This is a genomic window from Bradyrhizobium sp. 134 (genome assembly GCF_023074155.1).
Taxonomy (GTDB): domain Bacteria; phylum Pseudomonadota; class Alphaproteobacteria; order Rhizobiales; family Xanthobacteraceae; genus Bradyrhizobium.
Map to the genome: position 1 here is coordinate 155615 of NZ_JADPKX010000053.1, position 14505 is coordinate 170119.

A 14505-nucleotide genomic window follows, 5' to 3' on the forward strand; every position below is an offset into this window, starting at 1 on the left:
GGAACCGAGCTCGGATTAAATCCGCCACGCATGGAACAGGCGCGCGTTCCGCGAATTGCTTGTTCAAGTGCGGACGCCTCCGCCATCCGGTTGAGGCAACAGCACGAAGACCCCGTCAGCATCACCAATGCTGGCGGGGTTTTCAGTTTCACGGACAGCAAATTGGCAACGCAGCACAATTACTGCCAGCGGGGAGCGTCCAGGAGGATAAAGTGCCGATATCCAGATTGCTGGCCCGTATCCGCAGGCTGGTTCCGAGATCGGGCGATCAGCATTACGACGAGATCGTCCGCAGTTTCGGTGTCGGCTCGCTGCGCCCGCCGCCGACGCCGATGAGCGACGGCGAGTTGGCGCGGGCCATTGCCGAGTTCCTTAAGGAACAGCCGTCGAGCGAGTCCGTAGGCGCCCTCGGCCGGCGGATCGACCCCACCACCCCGCTTTGAGGCGCCAGTCCGTCTTGTCCGGGAACATGCGCTTCACGCGCACGTTGCCGTAGCCTTCAAGGAGAAAAGAGGCCGACATGCCCGTTTGGCTCGAAGTCCTGCTCAACCTGTCCGGTTATGCCGGATTCGTGGCGCTCGCCTCACATGGCACCGCGTGCCCAGGGAATTGCGCCGACCATCAGATCTCCGGCGACGACCGTTAATTCGTGTGAGGTGGCTGGCCCGCCGTGCGCATCAGCCTGTCGGCCTTGACCGCGACACGCGTGTCCTCGAGCTGTGGCCGCAGCGAGACGCTGATCACCACGAACGCCAGACAAAAGAGCGTGCCGACGATGGCGACGCGCCGGTAGGTGTGGCGGTCGCCCTGATAAAAGCTCGGTTGTGAAAAAGGTGTCATGAATTCGTTCTTGGCAAAATTGCTCGTTGGCCAAAGTCGCTTGTTGGCAAAGTCGTTTCCAGACGTCGCCAGACACACCTATCCCAAGCAGCGGCAAGCGCAACGCGATTGGGCTTTTAACCTAACCGAATAGGGTTATCGGCTTCGCGGCAATCTTCCGTTAGGAATTGGCCAAGCGTCTCCAGAACTCGGCGAACCGCCTCAAGCTCTCGCGAAAGCCGCGGCTGCGGAGCTTGTGGCGATCCGCCGTCCGGCTTTGTTCCAGCTTCACCTGCCTTTCGTTCTCGAAGAACGAATCGGAATCGCAGAAATCGGCGCGAAGCAGGTCTTAACACTTCGTTTGTACGCAAACGGTGGCATCATCGCCAACGATCGCGCGCTCACATCGCGTCTTCGGATTTCGATCGCGGTGGCACCTGCGGCACCGACGGCCTGCCTTTGCGCAAGCGCGGGTGCCGGTCATACCAAAACACTTTTGCGATCTCGGCAAACATCTCGAGAAACCAGCACGCATCCATGTCGCGTCTCCCTCGCCTCATCTCGTAGCGAGGAGACGCCAACGGGACTGTGCCAAGCATCACGCCGGCTTGGTCAGGAAGGGGCATGTCCCGCATCGACACAGAAGCCACGGCTTGTTCTGCATCCGACTCTATTTCGTTCGCAAGGAACGAATCGGAGTCGAGGAATCAGCGCAAAACGATTCCTAACGATCGGTGAAGGCAGGCGCGATTGCCTGTTATCGTCGACGTAGTGCGACGCTCATCACGCCGCGCGCTTCACCGTCTCCTTCCCCGACAGATCCTTCTCCGAAAAGCATTCGAGGATCTGGATGCGGAGTTCTTCCGCGGCCGGACCTTCGAGCTTCCTGAGCTGATTCCAGAGCCTGATCACTTCGCGTTGTTTCTCGACAGTCATGGGCACCTCCAACCAAATGGTCGCCGCCAAAAGAGATGCCTCACTAGAACAAACTAAGAACAAAAAGTCCAGCCTTTCCCTGAAATTCGCGGGGCCCATCGTATCGAGCCTTCTTGAGCCTTCCGCTCGTCGGCGCGGTTGCTTTTTGGGTTTTCAACCTTAAGTTCGAAAACGCGGCCGGCGGCGGGGCGCTGAAATCCCATCGCAGCCAGCCAGGAAGGCCCCGTGCGAAAGCGCGGGGTTTTTCTTTTGGGGAACGCGCCATGGCCCTCCCCGTTAGTCATTCCGGAGCGAGGGACCGTGACCAGAAAATACTACGCCGTCGAGGTGGTGCGTCAGATCGAGGAGACCGTGGAAATCATGGTCGAGGCGCCGGATCAGACCGCCGCACATGATGCAGCGCTCGCGCATCTGAAGGCGCGCGGCTCCGAGTATCAGTGGCTCAATCCCAAATGCGATCTCGTCGTCTGGCGCGAGCGCCAGGTCGATACGCCGGCGATCGTCGACGTGTCCGTGTCGGCGGAGTAGCCGCCGGAACGAATTTTTTCGTCTCGCGTTGTCAAACCGAATTCAGTGGTGCTGGCGGCATCGGCATGTCGCGACGCGGCCGACCAGCTTGAAGAGCCCCGGTCCCTAAGCCCGGGGTTTTTCTTTGAGGCCGCCATCCAAGCGATGGGCCGAACAGCAAAGCAGCCACCCGGGCGTTACGCCGGGTGGCTGCTTTGAGAACTGTCGACGCTCGCCTCTGTCCGCCTCTTAGACCGGCAAAGTCAGACCGGCAGATTGTCGGTCATCCCGGGCGGGACTTCGCTTTGCTTGGTCCGCTCGGCGAGAAGCTCTTTTTCGGCCTCGTACCAGAAGGTGTCCATCGTGCCCGCGGGCTCGCCGGCCTCCTTCCAGAGGTGATAGGCGCGGTTTCGAATCTCTACTTCACTGAGACCAGTCATGTGATTTCTCCCTTTCGGAAGCAAAGCCTGACGACGCCCGAGAGTTCCCTAACAGAGTTCCTTATTGGTTCAGCACAAGCAAGCGGTCATTGCAGCACTCCGCGGCAGCACTCCGCGAAAAAGAGGGTCCACAACGAAAACGCGAGCCCTTGGCGAGCCTTTAGACGGAGTCCTTGGCCACCTTCAGCGGCGAGGCCTTCACCGACTTGCTCGCCGGCTTCGCGGCGAACTGCATCGGCTCCTTGGTGAAGGGATTGACGCCCATGCGGGCTTCGGTCGCCGGCTTGTTCACAACCGACATCTTGACGAAGCCGGGAATGACGAACTCGCCGGACTCGTTGAGCTCCTTGTAGCCGACGGTTGCCATGTACTCGATGACCGACTTCACGTCGTTCTTCGACAGCTGCGTACCCTCGGCAATTGCATCGATCAACTGAGTCTTGGTCATCTTCGCCATGTCTGAATTTCCTTCTGTGCGCGCGAGCAGGCTTTGCTCAGGACGCGGTCCAACCGCGCAACGCGCTTCTGATTCATGCCAACTTTCATGAAGTGACGGGGCTTAGAACCCATCGACGCCCAAAACGCAAGCAGGGGGTTCTGGGGGAGCCCGGACGCCCCGGCAAAGATGCCGCAGCTTGCGCCGTTTCCGCGTTGAACCATTTTCTTCCTGAGGCGTCTAACTCTTTGAAGTCCCCAAGCTTCACCCCCATCAGAGAGCCCCGCTTCCCCCAGGCGGGGCTTTCGCCTTTTCCGGGGGACCCGGCCGCGCAATGCCGATCAGGCTGGCCCCCAGGTCTGCGCCTGGGGCCGCGCGGGTGACCGTCACAAGGCAGGTTCTCTTTTCCGGTCATCTCCTGCATAATGCGGCATGGCAAAAACAAAAGTGACCTTCAAAACCGTCCGCATTGCAGACAACGACTGGAAAATCCTGGCGGATTACCCGGACAGCGAACAGCGCGAAATCAAGGGCTTCACCAGCAAGGCAGATGCCGACGACTGGATCAACGGCGACCGCAAGATCGCGTGGCTCCGCTCCCAGGGATACGCCAAGTAAAGCGCGCATAAAGTCAGGCGCGCATCGTGTGACGCCCTTAGGGGTATAGGCGCGCTTCGTCCCTCCCCGTTCCAGATGTTCTTTCCGTGCCGGCGCATTGCCGAGCAGGCGGCAATGCCCGCTTGTCTATCGCCTCGCGGGGGGGGCGCCTGCTCGAGAAACCTGTGGCCGGGCATGCGCCGTTGAGACTTCGGTAACCTAACGCCTCCAAGCTCCTCTCAGTATCGTTGCGTTGGAGTAACTCAAAGTGCTGGATTTTAACGAGCTGCGTGAACTCGCGGCCGATGTTCGCGTGTTCGTCGAAATTGCCGAAGACAAGGCCGAAGCGCTTCGCGCCGTCATCACCGCCTATGACGTGGTGCTCGCGATCTTCCCGTCCGGAGAGGGCATGGGCCTCCACGTCATCAAGGGCGGCGAGATACTGGACCAGATTGCAAAATCACGAACCAATGCGAGCTACAGCCACACGGCCATCGCGGTTCCCGACCTGGAGCATGCGGAAGTGCTCAAGCACCTGACGGGCCCGGCCGACCAGCGCATTGCGGCTTAGAGCGTTTTCAAAGGAAGTCGATAGCGGTTCGCGCGCAGACGAGAATTTTTGCACTCCGGAACGCCCAGTTTTAGGAACACGGCTTCTGCACTCCCGTTGGCCCACTCAACCAACCAGGAGTTTGAGATGAAGAAGTTCATCATTGCGACCGCCGCCCTCGGCCTCATGTGCGGCTCTGCCTTTGCCCAGACCCAGACCGGCCCCGCCGCGCAGTCGGACAACATGCAGAAGCCCGGCATGAACAACACGGACAAGGGCACGATGACGAGGGGCACGACGGGCATGAGCCATGACGGCACGAGCAAGGGCGGAATGGTGAGGCCCGACGCCTCCGGCCAGGGCGGCTCCGGCCCCGGCAGCGACCAGGGCGGCACCAAGACCCGCAGCAACATGAAGTAAGCCGGTTTCCTATATCGCTTGCCTCTTGGCCGCGTCGCTTTCCAAAAGGCGGCGCGGCCATTTCATAACGGGTCCCGATGGAAACCTGTCGCCCGAAGCCGCGTTGTCCAACGCACTGCCGGGTGACAACCGGACGCAATGGGGATGTTGGACGCGGCGCATTTTTCCGGTTTCTGCCCGCGACATCAACGCATCGGTACGCGCTGACAACTAACCTGTTCCCGGCAAGTGCACTCTTACAAAGTGCACCCTCAATACTGCACTCCTCACATAGGTGCGCGCACCGGAACGGTCAGGTCTCGCGCGAGTTGACCTATTACCAGGACAAGGAGATCGTCATGAGCGTTGAAGGTAAAGTGAAGGAAGGCGCCGGGTTCATCAAGGAAGAGATGAACGAACACGGCAAGTCCCCTGAGAGCCAGAAGAAAGCCCAGGAAGGTCGCGACTTGCGCAACGAAGGCCGGATCGAAGACGGCAAGCCGCCGAAGACGACGAAGCCCGGCACCGGTCACTAGACCGCGTTTCGAAAACCCCGTTTGCTAAACCGCCCCTGGTCATGTCAGGGGCGGTTTTTCACGTTCATGACCAGGCGATATGTGACCATGCGATCTTTCGGTGGTGCAATCCTCCAACGATAGCGGACGTCTCGAACCATGCAGCGCGATGCTGGTAGAACGCTCCGGCTGTTGTATGGTCGGACGTTTCTTACGAGGGGCTGATGAAGATTGCCATTGTTGTCGCCGGCGTGATCGTTGTTGCCGCGGCCGTTCTCGTGGCGGTCCAGCCGAGCTTTCTGAAGCCTGCGTCACTGGCACTCGTGCAGAAGTCCGACATCCTCGGCTTTTCGCCCGGCATGACATTCGACGAGACCAACAAGCTCATCACGCAACGTCGCTACCGCTGCCGTCAGCTTCGCGATTCCTACGTCCTCGAATGCGCAGTCGACGGCGCCAAGGTCACGATCTTTGCCGACGACGTCGACCCCAAGAATCCGGACCCCAAACATCCCATCTGGCGCGTCAACGCGGAGTTGAGCAATCCGGGCCCCCAAGACGCTGCCGTCAAATCGATATCCGACCAGTTCAACGCCCAGCCAACCGGGGATGCCCGGGAGGGATGGATATGGACCGTCGGGCGTGGGCTGAAGCTGAGCTACGACGGCGCCGCCTTGAAGCTGGTGGACGAGGCAGAGGAAATCAGGCGGGGCAAGCAGGAAGCAAAGCGCTAGGGAGTGCTCCTGTGGTCGTGCCTTGGAGGAAGGGCACAGCAATCAATCCGCCTCAGATGCATGCCTCACCCTAACGCATCCGACACCCATTCTATCGCATCCGCGCAACTGTTCCTTAATGGGTTTCTCGCCTAAATTGCACTATTCTGGAATGAACGTGGCGAGGCTTGGTGCGAATCTTCGCGGGTGTACAGGCGATGCGCGGCGTCGCTGCGCTGTCGGTGGTCTGCGGACACGCGATCAGTGCGCGACCCGACATGGTCGGGCCGGAGCTTGCCGAGGGTGCGCTGACGATACTTGCGAGCGGTGTCGACATCTTTTTCGTGATCTCCGGCTTCATCATCGCGACCACCGCGACGGCACAACATAACCCGCTGGATTTCGCTTTCAGACGGGCCCTCAGAATTTTCCCGCTCTATTGGCTGGTGTTGCTGGCGGCGTTTGTCAGCTCCTCCTGGATCGCGCTGGCGCCGGGCGACCGCCCCGCTCTCGATCTCGGAACCATCTTCGCATGGACCTATCCGAACTGGTACCTTGGCCCAGCCTGGTCGCTGGCTTTCGAACTGCACTTCTACGTCGCCGTCGCCATCGTCCTGGCGATCAAGCCGGACCGGCTGTTCGAGATCTTGTTCGCTGGATTCGCCCTGGTCATTCTTGCTCTCGTCTTCGGCCTGGAGGCCGGGATCTACTTTCATCCGCTGGTGCTGGAATTCGGTGCCGGCGTTGTCATCGCCTATCTCCAGAGAAGCGGACGATTGCGCTTTTCGCGCCACTTCCCCGCCGTTTCCGCGGGCCTGTTCGTGGCCGGGTGGTACTGGATTTTCGTGCGCGGCGCGGCCGACCCGCAATTCGCGCGCGTCCTGACCTATGGCCTCGGCGCGGGATTGCTGATCCATGCTGTGGTCGCTGTCGAGATCGAGGGGCGATCCTTCTCACCGGTCCTGCAATGGCTCGGCAATATCTCGTACGCGTTGTATATCGTCCATTATCTGGTGGTGAAATGGATCGCGAGCTTCGACGGACTGTGGCTTCTGTCGACCGTCGGGACAATCATCGCGGGCATCCTGCTCTCCATCGGTCTCGCCGCCGCCTTGCACGTCGCCGTTGAGGCACCGATCCTCGATTGGGGGCGCAAGCTAAGTCTGATGCGCAGACGCCGATCGCTGCCGGCCGTTCCGTGATCATCTCCCGACCCTGAATCCGGGCAAGTGCGGCCCTGGCTGCGTCATGGGCCACGAACAAATAAGGAACAAAAAGCATCAGTCGGCATTGAGCCTGAAAAGGAGAGATCGCCGTGACCGACAACAAGATGGCTGGCAACACCGCAGGCAACACCCAAAAGGACCCGAAGGATTGGGTCTCCGGGGACGATCCGATGACCGGCGCCCAGGAATCCTACCTCAAGACCCTCGCCGAGCAGGCCCACAAGCCCCTCCCCAAGGAGGATCTGACCAAGGCAGAGGCGTCAGAGCTGATCGACACGATGCGGCAGAAGGCCGGGCTCGAGAAGTAGACGGCGCTGCATTTCGAAACCCGAAAGATGGGCGCCGGCTGACAGGGAGGCCGCCCGTCGCCGCCTCTCACGAAGCGCCAATTCACCCCCATCATCGCCGGCGAGCGTGGTCCTCTGCGGCAGGTTCGCGGCCAGACAGCTAATCGCTTTCGACGACCCTCACAGCCAGCTCAGCGACCGCACGCCGGCCGGCCGCGACGAGGCCGTCGATCTCGCGTGTCTCGTGCTTGGCGCAGTGGATGATCCGTTCGGCGACATACCGGCGCGCGGTGTAGGCTTCCATCACCTCAGGCATCATCTCGCTGACGCGCTCCAGCGCCCTGTCCATGTGCGACAGCGTTCGTTCGTTGAACTCCTCCAGAAGCAACATCACCTGTCCTCAATCTCATAATGAATACGGCTAGTCGTGTTGGCGGGCGGACGCCGATCGAGGCATGCACGCTCCGTCCCGCGAGACGGGAGAGCCTGACTCCACCGATGATCTGAAGTGCCGCCAATACTGGAGAATTGCAGGCGTTCGGCCAACGCGGCATTCACAAACGTTAAGCGTGATGCGTTTCGTTGGCTCCTGCGGCGTCAGTGCACTGTCCCGTAAGGTAGCCGTCGGTGCTCGCGAACAGCACCGCGATCACGCAGTTAACTGCGTGTCACCGTAATGCGTAATTCCCGACGCATAGGCCAAGATCTGACCCCACGGTCATTCCAGATCACTTCGGCAGACCGCGAATTGCCAGCTTGACGACTGTAAGGACAACGAAGGCGGGCGCGCCGTAAACGATTGCATTCACGGCCCAAGTGATGGCGACGCCCAGGAAAACGGAACTGCCAACCGCTCCCCAGAAAAGGTAGGCTGCGGATATACCCGGCATCTCCCATGCCATCACAGCGATGGAGTAGTCGGTGAGCTGCTCCATGACGAGCAGCACCGTCGAGACGAGCGCCCCGATTGCCAGTGCGACGATGAGAACGGATTTCATTGTGTTCAAGGGCCCAACAGCCCCATCAAGATCGGAATCATAAAATAAGCTGCCAAGCCGAGGAGGCCTCCTACGGCAAGCTTCACCCAACGCCGTTGGATTTTCGGGTCGAGCCATGTCGCCAGTTTGACCCAGAGCGCATACGCCCATCCAGCAACAATCGAGCGGATCAGTGCAAACAGAAGCTCACCTAGGATATTGGCCATGGCCGTTAGTCGCGTCATTGCCGCGAGGAGTTCATCTGCGAGCGGCTACACAAGCCTGTCCACCCGTGAGTGAGGTGGCCAATTCTGCGGTTTGCGTCACCGTTCTGACGGCCCGGTTCGCGCTGTGGGGCGCTTCGCGTGAAGGGGCTCGTGGTCTAGCGCTTGAGCACTGCCATCGCAATTCATGCCCTTAGTTCGCACGCTCGGCGCGGCGTCGTGACTGCTGACATCAGGGTGGCAGCAGCGGTGTGCGACGAGCCCCGCGATGCCGCTCAAATCTGCGGTCAACCAAAGGACATGCCATGAAGTTCGCCTCCACTCGCCTGATCGCCACCGACATCAAAAGCATGGTTTCGTTCTACGAAATGATCACCGGAGTTTCCGCCGAATGGCTCGCGCCGGTGTTCGCCAAGATCGTGACGCCGGGCGCCAACCTGGCAATCGGCGCAGCCGAGACGGTCGCGCTCTGGAAAGAAAACAGTGCCGAGCCCGGCGCCAATCGGACCGCCGTGATCGAGTTTCAGGTTGAGGACATCGATGCGGATTATGAGCGCCTGAAAGACAAGGTCACGCTGGTGCACGAGCTGAAAACGATGCCATGGGGCAACAGGACGTTCCAGTTTCGTGACCCCGAAGGCACCGCAGTATCGCTCTTCACGCCGCCGGCCGAGCAGGCCGGAAAGCGCCTCGCGACGCAATAGGCCGCGGCAGCAGACCGCCCCGCACACACTGCCAATGGCGCGTGTGCGCCACTGGATTTGCGGTGAAAGTGCATTGAAATTTCGCCGGCTGATTTACTTCATCAGCCGGCTTCGCCCTCATGCACATGTGCACCCGCCCCCTGCCCCTCCTCGGATTTTCCTGCTATCTCCTACTCCCTTCGGCTCGGCCGAACCAAAAACCCTCCATCCACCCAGGGAGCAACAACCATGCGATACCTCCACACCATGCTGCGCGTGCGCAATCTCGATGTCGCGCTGAAGTTTTACCAGGATGCGCTGGGGCTGAAGGAGGTGCGGCGGATCGAGAACGACAAGGGGCGTTTCACGCTGGTGTTCCTGTGCTCGTCGGACGATCTCGAGGCGCTGAAGAAGCAGCCGCAGACGCGCGGCGCGCCGCTGGTCGAGCTCACCTGGAATTGGGACGAGGAAAAATACGGCGAGGACCGCTTCTTCGGCCATCTCGCCTATGAGGTCGACGATATCTACGCCACCTGCGAGAAGCTGATGAAGGCCGGCGTCACGATCAACCGGCCGCCGCGCGACGGCAACATGGCCTTCGTCCGCTCGCCGGATCTGCACTCGATCGAGATCTTGCAGAAGGGCGACCCGAAGCCGCCGCAGGAGCCGTGGTCGTCGATGCCCAACATCGGCCATTGGTAGAGCCTTTCCGCGGGAACCAGCCCCTGCCCTAAGCGTTCTCTCTTCGACAATGCAATTGGAGGAGGACACGATGGGACGCGGACTTTTGTTGTGGATGCTGGGTGTGCCGATCCCGGTGATCATCTTGCTGTGGCTGTTCTTCGGCCGCTGATCGCCTGACCAGCTTGACCTTGCAATGAAAGCTCCGCCTCGGGCGGAGCTTTTTGCATGCGGACCTTTGGCATGAGAGGATCGGCGCAATCAAGCGTCGCTCGCCGCAGTGAATTCCGCTATTACCCGCGCCGAAAGAAACGCCTGGGGAGGATGACGTGCCGGACCAAAAACTGACGATCTGGGGCCGCGCCAATTCGGTCAACGTGCAGAAGGTGCTGTGGTGCCTCACCGAGCTCGGCCTGGCTTACGAGCGCATCGACGCCGGCATGGCTTTCGGCAAGACCCGCGAGGCCGACTATCTCGCGATGAACCCCAATGCGCGGATCCCGACGCTGGTCGAGGGCGACTTCACGCTGTGGGAGTCCAATTCGATCATGCGCTATCTCTGCCTCGCGCACGGGCGCGGCACGCCGATCTATCCCGAGGCGCCGAAGCTGCGCGCCAGCGTCGACCGCTGGCTCGACTGGACGCTGTCGATGGTGCAGCCGGTCGACCGCCCGGTGTTCTGGGGCCTCGTGCGCACGCCGCTTGCCGAGCGCGACATGATCCAGCTGCAGAAGGATGCGGATGCCGCCGCCGAGGTCTGGGCCATCGCCGACCGTCTGCTCTCCACGCGTCCGTTCATGGACGGCGATGCATTCACCCTCGCCGACATCGCGATCGGCGCCTATGCGCGGCGCTGGCTCGGCGTCGAGGGCATCACCCGGCCCGCGCAGCCGCATCTGACGCGCTGGCTCGACGATCTCGGCAAACGGCCCGGTTTTGCGCAATTTGTGGCACCGCCGATGTCGTGAGCGGTGACGCCGCTTAAACCTCGTTGAGAGCACGATGAATCGGCACTTCGCCGCGTGCCGCCGGAAGGTGGCGGCTACTGTGCATGGGGTTGTTTTCGCGTTTTTTTGTTTAGGGCCAACCGCGCTCGAAAAGCAGCACGCAGAAAATCAGCACGAGCGTCACGGCCGCGGTGGCGAGCCGCGCGGTCCAGCTCAGGCCGCGGCCGATCCACCACAGCAGCGCGCAATACATCACGAACGGGACGATGATTTCGGGCCGCATGATATCCGGTGGCATCGAGGTCAGCGCCTGATCGTGGTCTCGACGCTGATCGAGCCGCCGATCTTGACGCAGGTGCCGGTGCTCTCGACCAGATGGAAGCCGCGGCCATAGGCGGCGCAGGAGCCCGCTTTCGCGCTCCCGCCGGCACCCTTGAGCGGCAAGGCCTTGCCGGTCTGCGGGCGCTCCGGAGGCGGCAGACGCAAGGCTTCCGCCGCGGCCGCGGACATGGTCAGCAACGAGATCAGGATGAGGAGCGGCGCACGCATGCGTGCCGTTCTAACCCGAACCGGCGCCTTGCGCCATCGAGGTCACTTTGCCCGGGGTCAGATGAACTTGATGCCGGCCGATTTGCCGCGGCGCCAAACCACCTGGCAGCTCCGCCCGGTCCGCGCATCGCGCGCGAACGCCATCCGGATCACGCCCGGGAGCTGGCTCGCATCCTCGTCCAGCGTGATCTTGGCGCCCGTGGCGGAGATGTCCTGGACCAGGCATTGCCGCGCCGCGAATCCGCCCTCGAGCGTGATCCAGGCATGCTGCGACAGCGACTTGCGGGCTGCGCGCTTCTTGGGCGGTGGCATCGGCTCAAATTCTCCCCCTCCAGCGCTAGCTCAGGGAACCTAAGAAACCGTTGAATTCGCCCCGAATGATCCGGCGGAGGATGCTATCCACCGGTGCCAAAAGACCGTTCCCGAACGGCTTGCCCAGGGCGCCAAAGGCCATTATAGGTTCGCCCGCTGCAGCCGCCGGGCATGACTCGGGCGGCCAGCGGTCGTGCCGCGAAAAGCGGCGGGGCCCTGGGTTTGCTCCCTTCGTCTATCGGTTAGGACGCCACCCTTTCACGGTGGAGAGAGCGGTTCGATTCCGCTAGGGAGCGCCATCATCCGGGCGTTTTGGATGACGCGGCGATATCTGCGGCCCCCGCATGAACCTCCCTGCCCCTCGGCTCCGACCAATGTCCAGATGGAACCGGATGCAGGCCCATGGCGCAGCATAAATCTCCCTCGGACGACCAGGCCGGAATTGCCTCGCCGGCGCCGCCGCCATGGATCCACCGCACGGCAGCCTACGCGCCGGAGCGCCGCGCTAGAATGCTCGAGCACATGGCGCGCGCCAGGTCGCTGCCTCGGGCCACGGCTGCACCGGAGCCGTCGCAGGCGGCCGGCACGACCATCGTCAGTGACGCTTTGGGCTACGCCGTCCTGTTCGGCATGGTCGCGCTCCTGTTTCAGTCGCGCGTCCCGCTCTACCTCGGCGCCTTCCTCTTCTTCACCGATGGCGAGCGCATCGAACTCGCTCTTGGAAAGATCGGCATCCGTCTCGAGCCCGGCACGATCGGGCCCGACATCATCAAGGGCTTCGTATCGCTGTTCGGATGGTTCGCGCTGCTGGCATCGCTCAAGGCGTCCGTTCCCGCGTGGCTCGCGGCATGGATGCTGCCGGATGCATCATGGTCCTTCCTCGCCGGCATCGCTCTCTTGTTCGTCATCGTCGAAGCATTCGCAACGCGCGCGATGCGGCATGCATTGCCGTGGTTCGGATTTGAGCGCGGACCCGGCAGCCAGACCTGCGCGACGATCAAGCTCGTCATGGCCATTGGCGTGCTGGCTCTGCTGGTGCTGCTCGGATGACGCAATCGTGAGATCGCGGGCCTGCTAATCGCGGCGCTATGCCGCCCATCCCGATCCGCGCGTTTACCAAAAATTTACCCCTGCTCGTGAGCGCCGGTATCATTTGCTTAGAATTTGATTGCTACCGTGGAATTACGGAAAACCTCCGCAACACGATTGGCGCCCATGTCCGTCGCAGAGTTCCTCAGACAGCGTGCCGTGCAAGTCACCGTGAGCGGCAGCTACTCTCTGCCGCGCTGGTACGATTGCGAGGGCAAGCTGCGCACCTTCGCGTGCCGCACCAGCCGCGTCTCACCGTTCCGCATGATGGTCGACGTTCCCGTGGTCGGAAAGGTCGGCGAGCGCGTGACCTCATACTTCCAAGATTTTGGCGAATTCCAGTGCACCATCAGCGCGACGCTGAAATCGGGCTTCCTGATGGAGCTCGACATGACGCGGGCCCGGCGCGCCTGGATGTCGGAAAAGCTGACCTGGCTCGAGAAGAAGCAGAAGGACGCCAGCGTCCAGGAGCTGCGGAATGACGCGCGCTTCGTTCCGCAGGTCGCGCACACCTTCCTGACGCTCGCCGACGGCAGCACCCATGCCTGCTTCATCATCGACGTCTCCACGGCCGGTGTCGCGATATCCTGCGAGTACGATCCGCCAGTGGGAACTCCGCTTGCGGTCGGCGCTTGCGTCGGGCGCGTGATCCGCAAATTCGAAAACGGGTTCGCGGTCAAATTCGCGGAAAAGCAGTCGCGGGATGACGTCGTCCGGCTGATCGTCCGCACGCCCATGCTGCAATCGGCCTGATCCTCGCGCCGCGCCGCCCTATCGCAGCCCCATTCCGGGGTCAGCTTTTGAAGGTCCGCGGCTCTTGCCGGGCATCATCTGCAGACTTGCGATCGGGGGACCGAATGGCAGTCGAAAAGATCACGGTCGAAAAGATCACCTGGGACAGGGTCGGCCGGGTCACCGAGCCCGGACGCTACATGTACACCTTCGGCTGGCTCACCATCACCGCCGGCGATCTCGACATCTGGAAGCAATACCCGCAGGCCGCGTTCACGCTGATGGCGCAGCATTCCGAGCCGGACGCGTCCATCGGCGAGGAATTCCATCTCGGCGCCTTCGACGTCGCGCCCGACGCACCGCCGCCGTTCACCACGCATTGAGTCAAAGCGGCTTGGGAGCGGCGGCCCTTGCAGATAGCACAGGCCGCGGCGGGAACGCGTGGCACGGGCGTTGCTTTATCATTGCCATGACTCCCATTCCCACTCACATCCCTGCCGTCGACCAGGCCTTTCTGCTGTTGCTCATCGTGCTCTGTCTCGGCACGTGCCTCATACGCGCCTTTTGGGAACTGGAGCAGATCCGGACACACCGGATCTCGTCACCGTCTCGTGCGACGAAGCGTGACTAGGCCGGCTTGCCAAGCCATGCCTCGCCCGGAGGGGCTATCCCGGCTCTGGACTTGCCGCGGCGACACGTTCATCGTGAATCGAAGAAACCTGCACATTGCCTTGATCTAACTTACCAATCGCGATCCGACGACAGGCGCGCGACCGTTGTCGGGGATGACGAGGTGGTTCTGTCATGCGATTGATTGCACTCCATATTCTACACCTCGGCGACCGTCTTGATGAACGCAGGCTGTCGCGCTTGTTAAGAGACGCGA

Annotated in this window: 26 protein-coding genes and 1 tRNA gene; 17 read left to right on the forward strand and 10 right to left on the reverse strand. The window is 61.7% G+C overall.

From position 1 onward, the window contains the following. Positions 1-212 precede the first annotated feature (212 nt). Together IVA75_RS21480 and IVA75_RS40190 are read left to right on the forward strand one after the other, a co-directional pair. A complete protein-coding gene (locus tag IVA75_RS21480; RefSeq protein ID WP_247286142.1) occupies positions 213-443 on the forward strand; it encodes a hypothetical protein in 231 nt (76 codons plus the stop codon). A gap of 77 nt (positions 444-520) precedes the next feature. Continuing rightward, positions 521-646, forward strand: a complete 126-nt coding sequence (locus IVA75_RS40190) for a hypothetical protein (protein ID WP_106943514.1) — start codon at positions 521-523, stop codon at positions 644-646. Here IVA75_RS40190 and IVA75_RS21485 read toward each other — a convergent pair. Both IVA75_RS21485 and IVA75_RS21490 read right to left on the reverse strand, forming a co-directional pair. Then, positions 643-840 (reverse strand): hypothetical protein, encoded by a 198-nt coding sequence (locus IVA75_RS21485; RefSeq protein WP_247286143.1) that lies wholly within the window; start codon positions 838-840, stop codon positions 643-645. The two genes, IVA75_RS40190 and IVA75_RS21485, sit on opposite strands and share 4 nt — an antisense overlap. A 762-nt stretch (positions 841-1602) precedes the next feature. After that, positions 1603-1755 carry a hypothetical protein gene (locus IVA75_RS21490; RefSeq protein WP_197031199.1) on the reverse strand — a complete coding sequence of 51 codons (153 nt, stop codon included), beginning with the start codon at positions 1753-1755 and terminating at the stop codon, positions 1603-1605. A 300-nt stretch (positions 1756-2055) separates the two neighbouring features. Between IVA75_RS21490 and IVA75_RS21495 the strand changes: the two genes are divergently transcribed. Next, positions 2056-2283, forward strand: coding sequence for a hypothetical protein (locus IVA75_RS21495; protein ID WP_247286144.1), 228 nt, complete (start codon positions 2056-2058; stop codon positions 2281-2283). 242 nt (positions 2284-2525) lie between these two features. Here the strand turns inward: IVA75_RS21495 and IVA75_RS21500 are convergent, their stop codons facing one another. Together IVA75_RS21500 and IVA75_RS21505 are read right to left on the reverse strand one after the other, a co-directional pair. Continuing rightward, entirely contained in the window at positions 2526-2702 is a 177-nt protein-coding gene (locus IVA75_RS21500) for a DUF2934 domain-containing protein (RefSeq protein WP_084462276.1), read from the reverse strand. Positions 2703-2862: 160 nt separating this feature from the next. After that, a complete protein-coding gene (locus tag IVA75_RS21505; protein WP_007591377.1) occupies positions 2863-3159 on the reverse strand; it encodes an HU family DNA-binding protein in 297 nt (98 codons plus the stop codon). Positions 3160-3570: 411 nt separating this feature from the next. Here IVA75_RS21505 and IVA75_RS21510 point away from each other — a divergent pair, with 411 nt between their 5' ends. From IVA75_RS21510 to IVA75_RS21540, 7 genes are all read left to right on the forward strand, one after another. After that, positions 3571-3756: a hypothetical protein gene (locus IVA75_RS21510; protein WP_007591378.1), complete on the forward strand. Its 186-nt coding sequence runs from the start codon at positions 3571-3573 to the stop codon at positions 3754-3756. Between the two features lie 247 nt (positions 3757-4003). Continuing rightward, complete coding sequence (locus tag IVA75_RS21515; protein WP_247286145.1) at positions 4004-4306, forward strand: hypothetical protein; 303 nt, start codon at positions 4004-4006, stop codon at positions 4304-4306. A gap of 126 nt (positions 4307-4432) precedes the next feature. Continuing rightward, positions 4433-4705 (forward strand): hypothetical protein, encoded by a 273-nt coding sequence (locus tag IVA75_RS21520; RefSeq protein ID WP_027569928.1) that lies wholly within the window; start codon positions 4433-4435, stop codon positions 4703-4705. 338 nt (positions 4706-5043) lie between these two features. After that, a complete protein-coding gene (locus IVA75_RS21525; RefSeq protein WP_007610124.1) occupies positions 5044-5220 on the forward strand; it encodes a hypothetical protein in 177 nt (58 codons plus the stop codon). A 203-nt stretch (positions 5221-5423) separates the two neighbouring features. Beyond that, the gene (locus tag IVA75_RS21530) at positions 5424-5933 is read left to right on the forward strand and encodes a hypothetical protein (protein WP_027569927.1); all 510 of its coding nucleotides are present in this window, start codon (positions 5424-5426) and stop codon (positions 5931-5933) included. Between the two features lie 170 nt (positions 5934-6103). After that, complete coding sequence (locus IVA75_RS21535) at positions 6104-7114, forward strand: acyltransferase (RefSeq protein WP_247286146.1); 1011 nt, start codon at positions 6104-6106, stop codon at positions 7112-7114. A 128-nt stretch (positions 7115-7242) separates the two neighbouring features. Then, positions 7243-7446 carry a DUF3072 domain-containing protein gene (locus IVA75_RS21540; RefSeq protein ID WP_051462968.1) on the forward strand — a complete coding sequence of 68 codons (204 nt, stop codon included), beginning with the start codon at positions 7243-7245 and terminating at the stop codon, positions 7444-7446. Positions 7447-7585: 139 nt separating this feature from the next. Here the strand turns inward: IVA75_RS21540 and IVA75_RS21545 are convergent, their stop codons facing one another. The 3 genes from IVA75_RS21545 to IVA75_RS21555 all read right to left on the reverse strand — a co-directional run bounded on the left by IVA75_RS21545 (position 7586) and on the right by IVA75_RS21555 (position 8629). Then, complete coding sequence (locus IVA75_RS21545; RefSeq protein WP_027569924.1) at positions 7586-7816, reverse strand: hypothetical protein; 231 nt, start codon at positions 7814-7816, stop codon at positions 7586-7588. A 337-nt stretch (positions 7817-8153) separates the two neighbouring features. Then, positions 8154-8423 carry a hypothetical protein gene (locus tag IVA75_RS21550; protein WP_247286148.1) on the reverse strand — a complete coding sequence of 90 codons (270 nt, stop codon included), beginning with the start codon at positions 8421-8423 and terminating at the stop codon, positions 8154-8156. Between the two features lie 5 nt (positions 8424-8428). Next, positions 8429-8629, reverse strand: coding sequence for a hypothetical protein (locus tag IVA75_RS21555; RefSeq protein ID WP_247286150.1), 201 nt, complete (start codon positions 8627-8629; stop codon positions 8429-8431). 302 nt (positions 8630-8931) lie between these two features. Here IVA75_RS21555 and IVA75_RS21560 point away from each other — a divergent pair, with 302 nt between their 5' ends. The 3 genes from IVA75_RS21560 to IVA75_RS21570 all read left to right on the forward strand — a co-directional run bounded on the left by IVA75_RS21560 (position 8932) and on the right by IVA75_RS21570 (position 10958). Then, positions 8932-9330 carry a VOC family protein gene (locus IVA75_RS21560; RefSeq protein WP_027569922.1) on the forward strand — a complete coding sequence of 133 codons (399 nt, stop codon included), beginning with the start codon at positions 8932-8934 and terminating at the stop codon, positions 9328-9330. A gap of 228 nt (positions 9331-9558) precedes the next feature. Next, complete coding sequence (locus IVA75_RS21565; RefSeq protein ID WP_027517781.1) at positions 9559-10011, forward strand: VOC family protein; 453 nt, start codon at positions 9559-9561, stop codon at positions 10009-10011. 308 nt (positions 10012-10319) lie between these two features. Continuing rightward, a complete protein-coding gene (locus IVA75_RS21570; RefSeq protein ID WP_247286151.1) occupies positions 10320-10958 on the forward strand; it encodes a glutathione S-transferase in 639 nt (212 codons plus the stop codon). Between the two features lie 109 nt (positions 10959-11067). On the opposite strand, the gene IVA75_RS21575 is transcribed toward IVA75_RS21570, so the two are convergent. The 3 genes from IVA75_RS21575 to IVA75_RS21585 are packed head-to-tail and all read right to left on the reverse strand — an operon-like array spanning position 11068 to position 11798. Further along, the gene (locus tag IVA75_RS21575) at positions 11068-11235 is read right to left on the reverse strand and encodes a hypothetical protein (RefSeq protein WP_155809976.1); all 168 of its coding nucleotides are present in this window, start codon (positions 11233-11235) and stop codon (positions 11068-11070) included. A gap of 5 nt (positions 11236-11240) precedes the next feature. Continuing rightward, positions 11241-11486 (reverse strand): hypothetical protein, encoded by a 246-nt coding sequence (locus tag IVA75_RS21580; RefSeq protein WP_247286153.1) that lies wholly within the window; start codon positions 11484-11486, stop codon positions 11241-11243. Between the two features lie 57 nt (positions 11487-11543). Continuing rightward, positions 11544-11798 (reverse strand): PilZ domain-containing protein, encoded by a 255-nt coding sequence (locus IVA75_RS21585; protein ID WP_007610106.1) that lies wholly within the window; start codon positions 11796-11798, stop codon positions 11544-11546. A gap of 224 nt (positions 11799-12022) precedes the next feature. Here IVA75_RS21585 and IVA75_RS21590 point away from each other — a divergent pair. The 4 genes from IVA75_RS21590 (at position 12023) to IVA75_RS21605 (ending at position 14002) form a co-directional block, all read left to right on the forward strand. Continuing rightward, positions 12023-12097, forward strand: a tRNA-Glu gene (locus IVA75_RS21590). 103 nt (positions 12098-12200) lie between these two features. After that, positions 12201-12848, forward strand: coding sequence for a hypothetical protein (locus IVA75_RS21595; protein WP_247286154.1), 648 nt, complete (start codon positions 12201-12203; stop codon positions 12846-12848). 165 nt (positions 12849-13013) lie between these two features. After that, a complete protein-coding gene (locus IVA75_RS21600) occupies positions 13014-13640 on the forward strand; it encodes a pilus assembly protein PilZ (protein WP_027569917.1) in 627 nt (208 codons plus the stop codon). Positions 13641-13744: 104 nt separating this feature from the next. Next, on the forward strand, positions 13745-14002 hold the full coding sequence (locus IVA75_RS21605; RefSeq protein ID WP_027569916.1) for a hypothetical protein: 258 nt from the start codon (positions 13745-13747) through the stop codon (positions 14000-14002). Positions 14003-14505 lie beyond the last annotated feature (503 nt).

What these genes read in the sequence shown, in the direction of transcription:
- IVA75_RS21580 (WP_247286153.1), bottom strand. Translation starts at nt 11,486, where the DNA reads ATGCGTGCGCCGCTCCTCATCCTGATCTCGTTGCTGACCATGTCCGCG.
- IVA75_RS21595 (WP_247286154.1), top strand. Translation starts at nt 12,201, where the DNA reads ATGGCGCAGCATAAATCTCCCTCGGACGACCAGGCCGGAATTGCCTCG.
- IVA75_RS21600 (WP_027569917.1), top strand. Translation starts at nt 13,014, where the DNA reads ATGTCCGTCGCAGAGTTCCTCAGACAGCGTGCCGTGCAAGTCACCGTG.
- IVA75_RS21550 (WP_247286148.1), bottom strand. Translation starts at nt 8,423, where the DNA reads ATGAAATCCGTTCTCATCGTCGCACTGGCAATCGGGGCGCTCGTCTCG.
- IVA75_RS21605 (WP_027569916.1), top strand. Translation starts at nt 13,745, where the DNA reads ATGGCAGTCGAAAAGATCACGGTCGAAAAGATCACCTGGGACAGGGTC.
- IVA75_RS40190 (WP_106943514.1), top strand. Translation starts at nt 521, where the DNA reads ATGCCCGTTTGGCTCGAAGTCCTGCTCAACCTGTCCGGTTATGCCGGA.
- IVA75_RS21490 (WP_197031199.1), bottom strand. Translation starts at nt 1,755, where the DNA reads ATGACTGTCGAGAAACAACGCGAAGTGATCAGGCTCTGGAATCAGCTC.
- IVA75_RS21530 (WP_027569927.1), top strand. Translation starts at nt 5,424, where the DNA reads ATGAAGATTGCCATTGTTGTCGCCGGCGTGATCGTTGTTGCCGCGGCC.
- IVA75_RS21565 (WP_027517781.1), top strand. Translation starts at nt 9,559, where the DNA reads ATGCGATACCTCCACACCATGCTGCGCGTGCGCAATCTCGATGTCGCG.
- IVA75_RS21540 (WP_051462968.1), top strand. Translation starts at nt 7,243, where the DNA reads ATGGCTGGCAACACCGCAGGCAACACCCAAAAGGACCCGAAGGATTGG.
- IVA75_RS21585 (WP_007610106.1), bottom strand. Translation starts at nt 11,798, where the DNA reads ATGCCACCGCCCAAGAAGCGCGCAGCCCGCAAGTCGCTGTCGCAGCAT.
- IVA75_RS21500 (WP_084462276.1), bottom strand. Translation starts at nt 2,702, where the DNA reads ATGACTGGTCTCAGTGAAGTAGAGATTCGAAACCGCGCCTATCACCTC.
- IVA75_RS21555 (WP_247286150.1), bottom strand. Translation starts at nt 8,629, where the DNA reads ATGGCCAATATCCTAGGTGAGCTTCTGTTTGCACTGATCCGCTCGATT.
- IVA75_RS21520 (WP_027569928.1), top strand. Translation starts at nt 4,433, where the DNA reads ATGAAGAAGTTCATCATTGCGACCGCCGCCCTCGGCCTCATGTGCGGC.
- IVA75_RS21545 (WP_027569924.1), bottom strand. Translation starts at nt 7,816, where the DNA reads ATGTTGCTTCTGGAGGAGTTCAACGAACGAACGCTGTCGCACATGGAC.
- IVA75_RS21505 (WP_007591377.1), bottom strand. Translation starts at nt 3,159, where the DNA reads ATGGCGAAGATGACCAAGACTCAGTTGATCGATGCAATTGCCGAGGGT.
- IVA75_RS21485 (WP_247286143.1), bottom strand. Translation starts at nt 840, where the DNA reads ATGACACCTTTTTCACAACCGAGCTTTTATCAGGGCGACCGCCACACC.
- IVA75_RS21560 (WP_027569922.1), top strand. Translation starts at nt 8,932, where the DNA reads ATGAAGTTCGCCTCCACTCGCCTGATCGCCACCGACATCAAAAGCATG.
- IVA75_RS21510 (WP_007591378.1), top strand. Translation starts at nt 3,571, where the DNA reads ATGGCAAAAACAAAAGTGACCTTCAAAACCGTCCGCATTGCAGACAAC.
- IVA75_RS21525 (WP_007610124.1), top strand. Translation starts at nt 5,044, where the DNA reads ATGAGCGTTGAAGGTAAAGTGAAGGAAGGCGCCGGGTTCATCAAGGAA.
- IVA75_RS21575 (WP_155809976.1), bottom strand. Translation starts at nt 11,235, where the DNA reads ATGCCACCGGATATCATGCGGCCCGAAATCATCGTCCCGTTCGTGATG.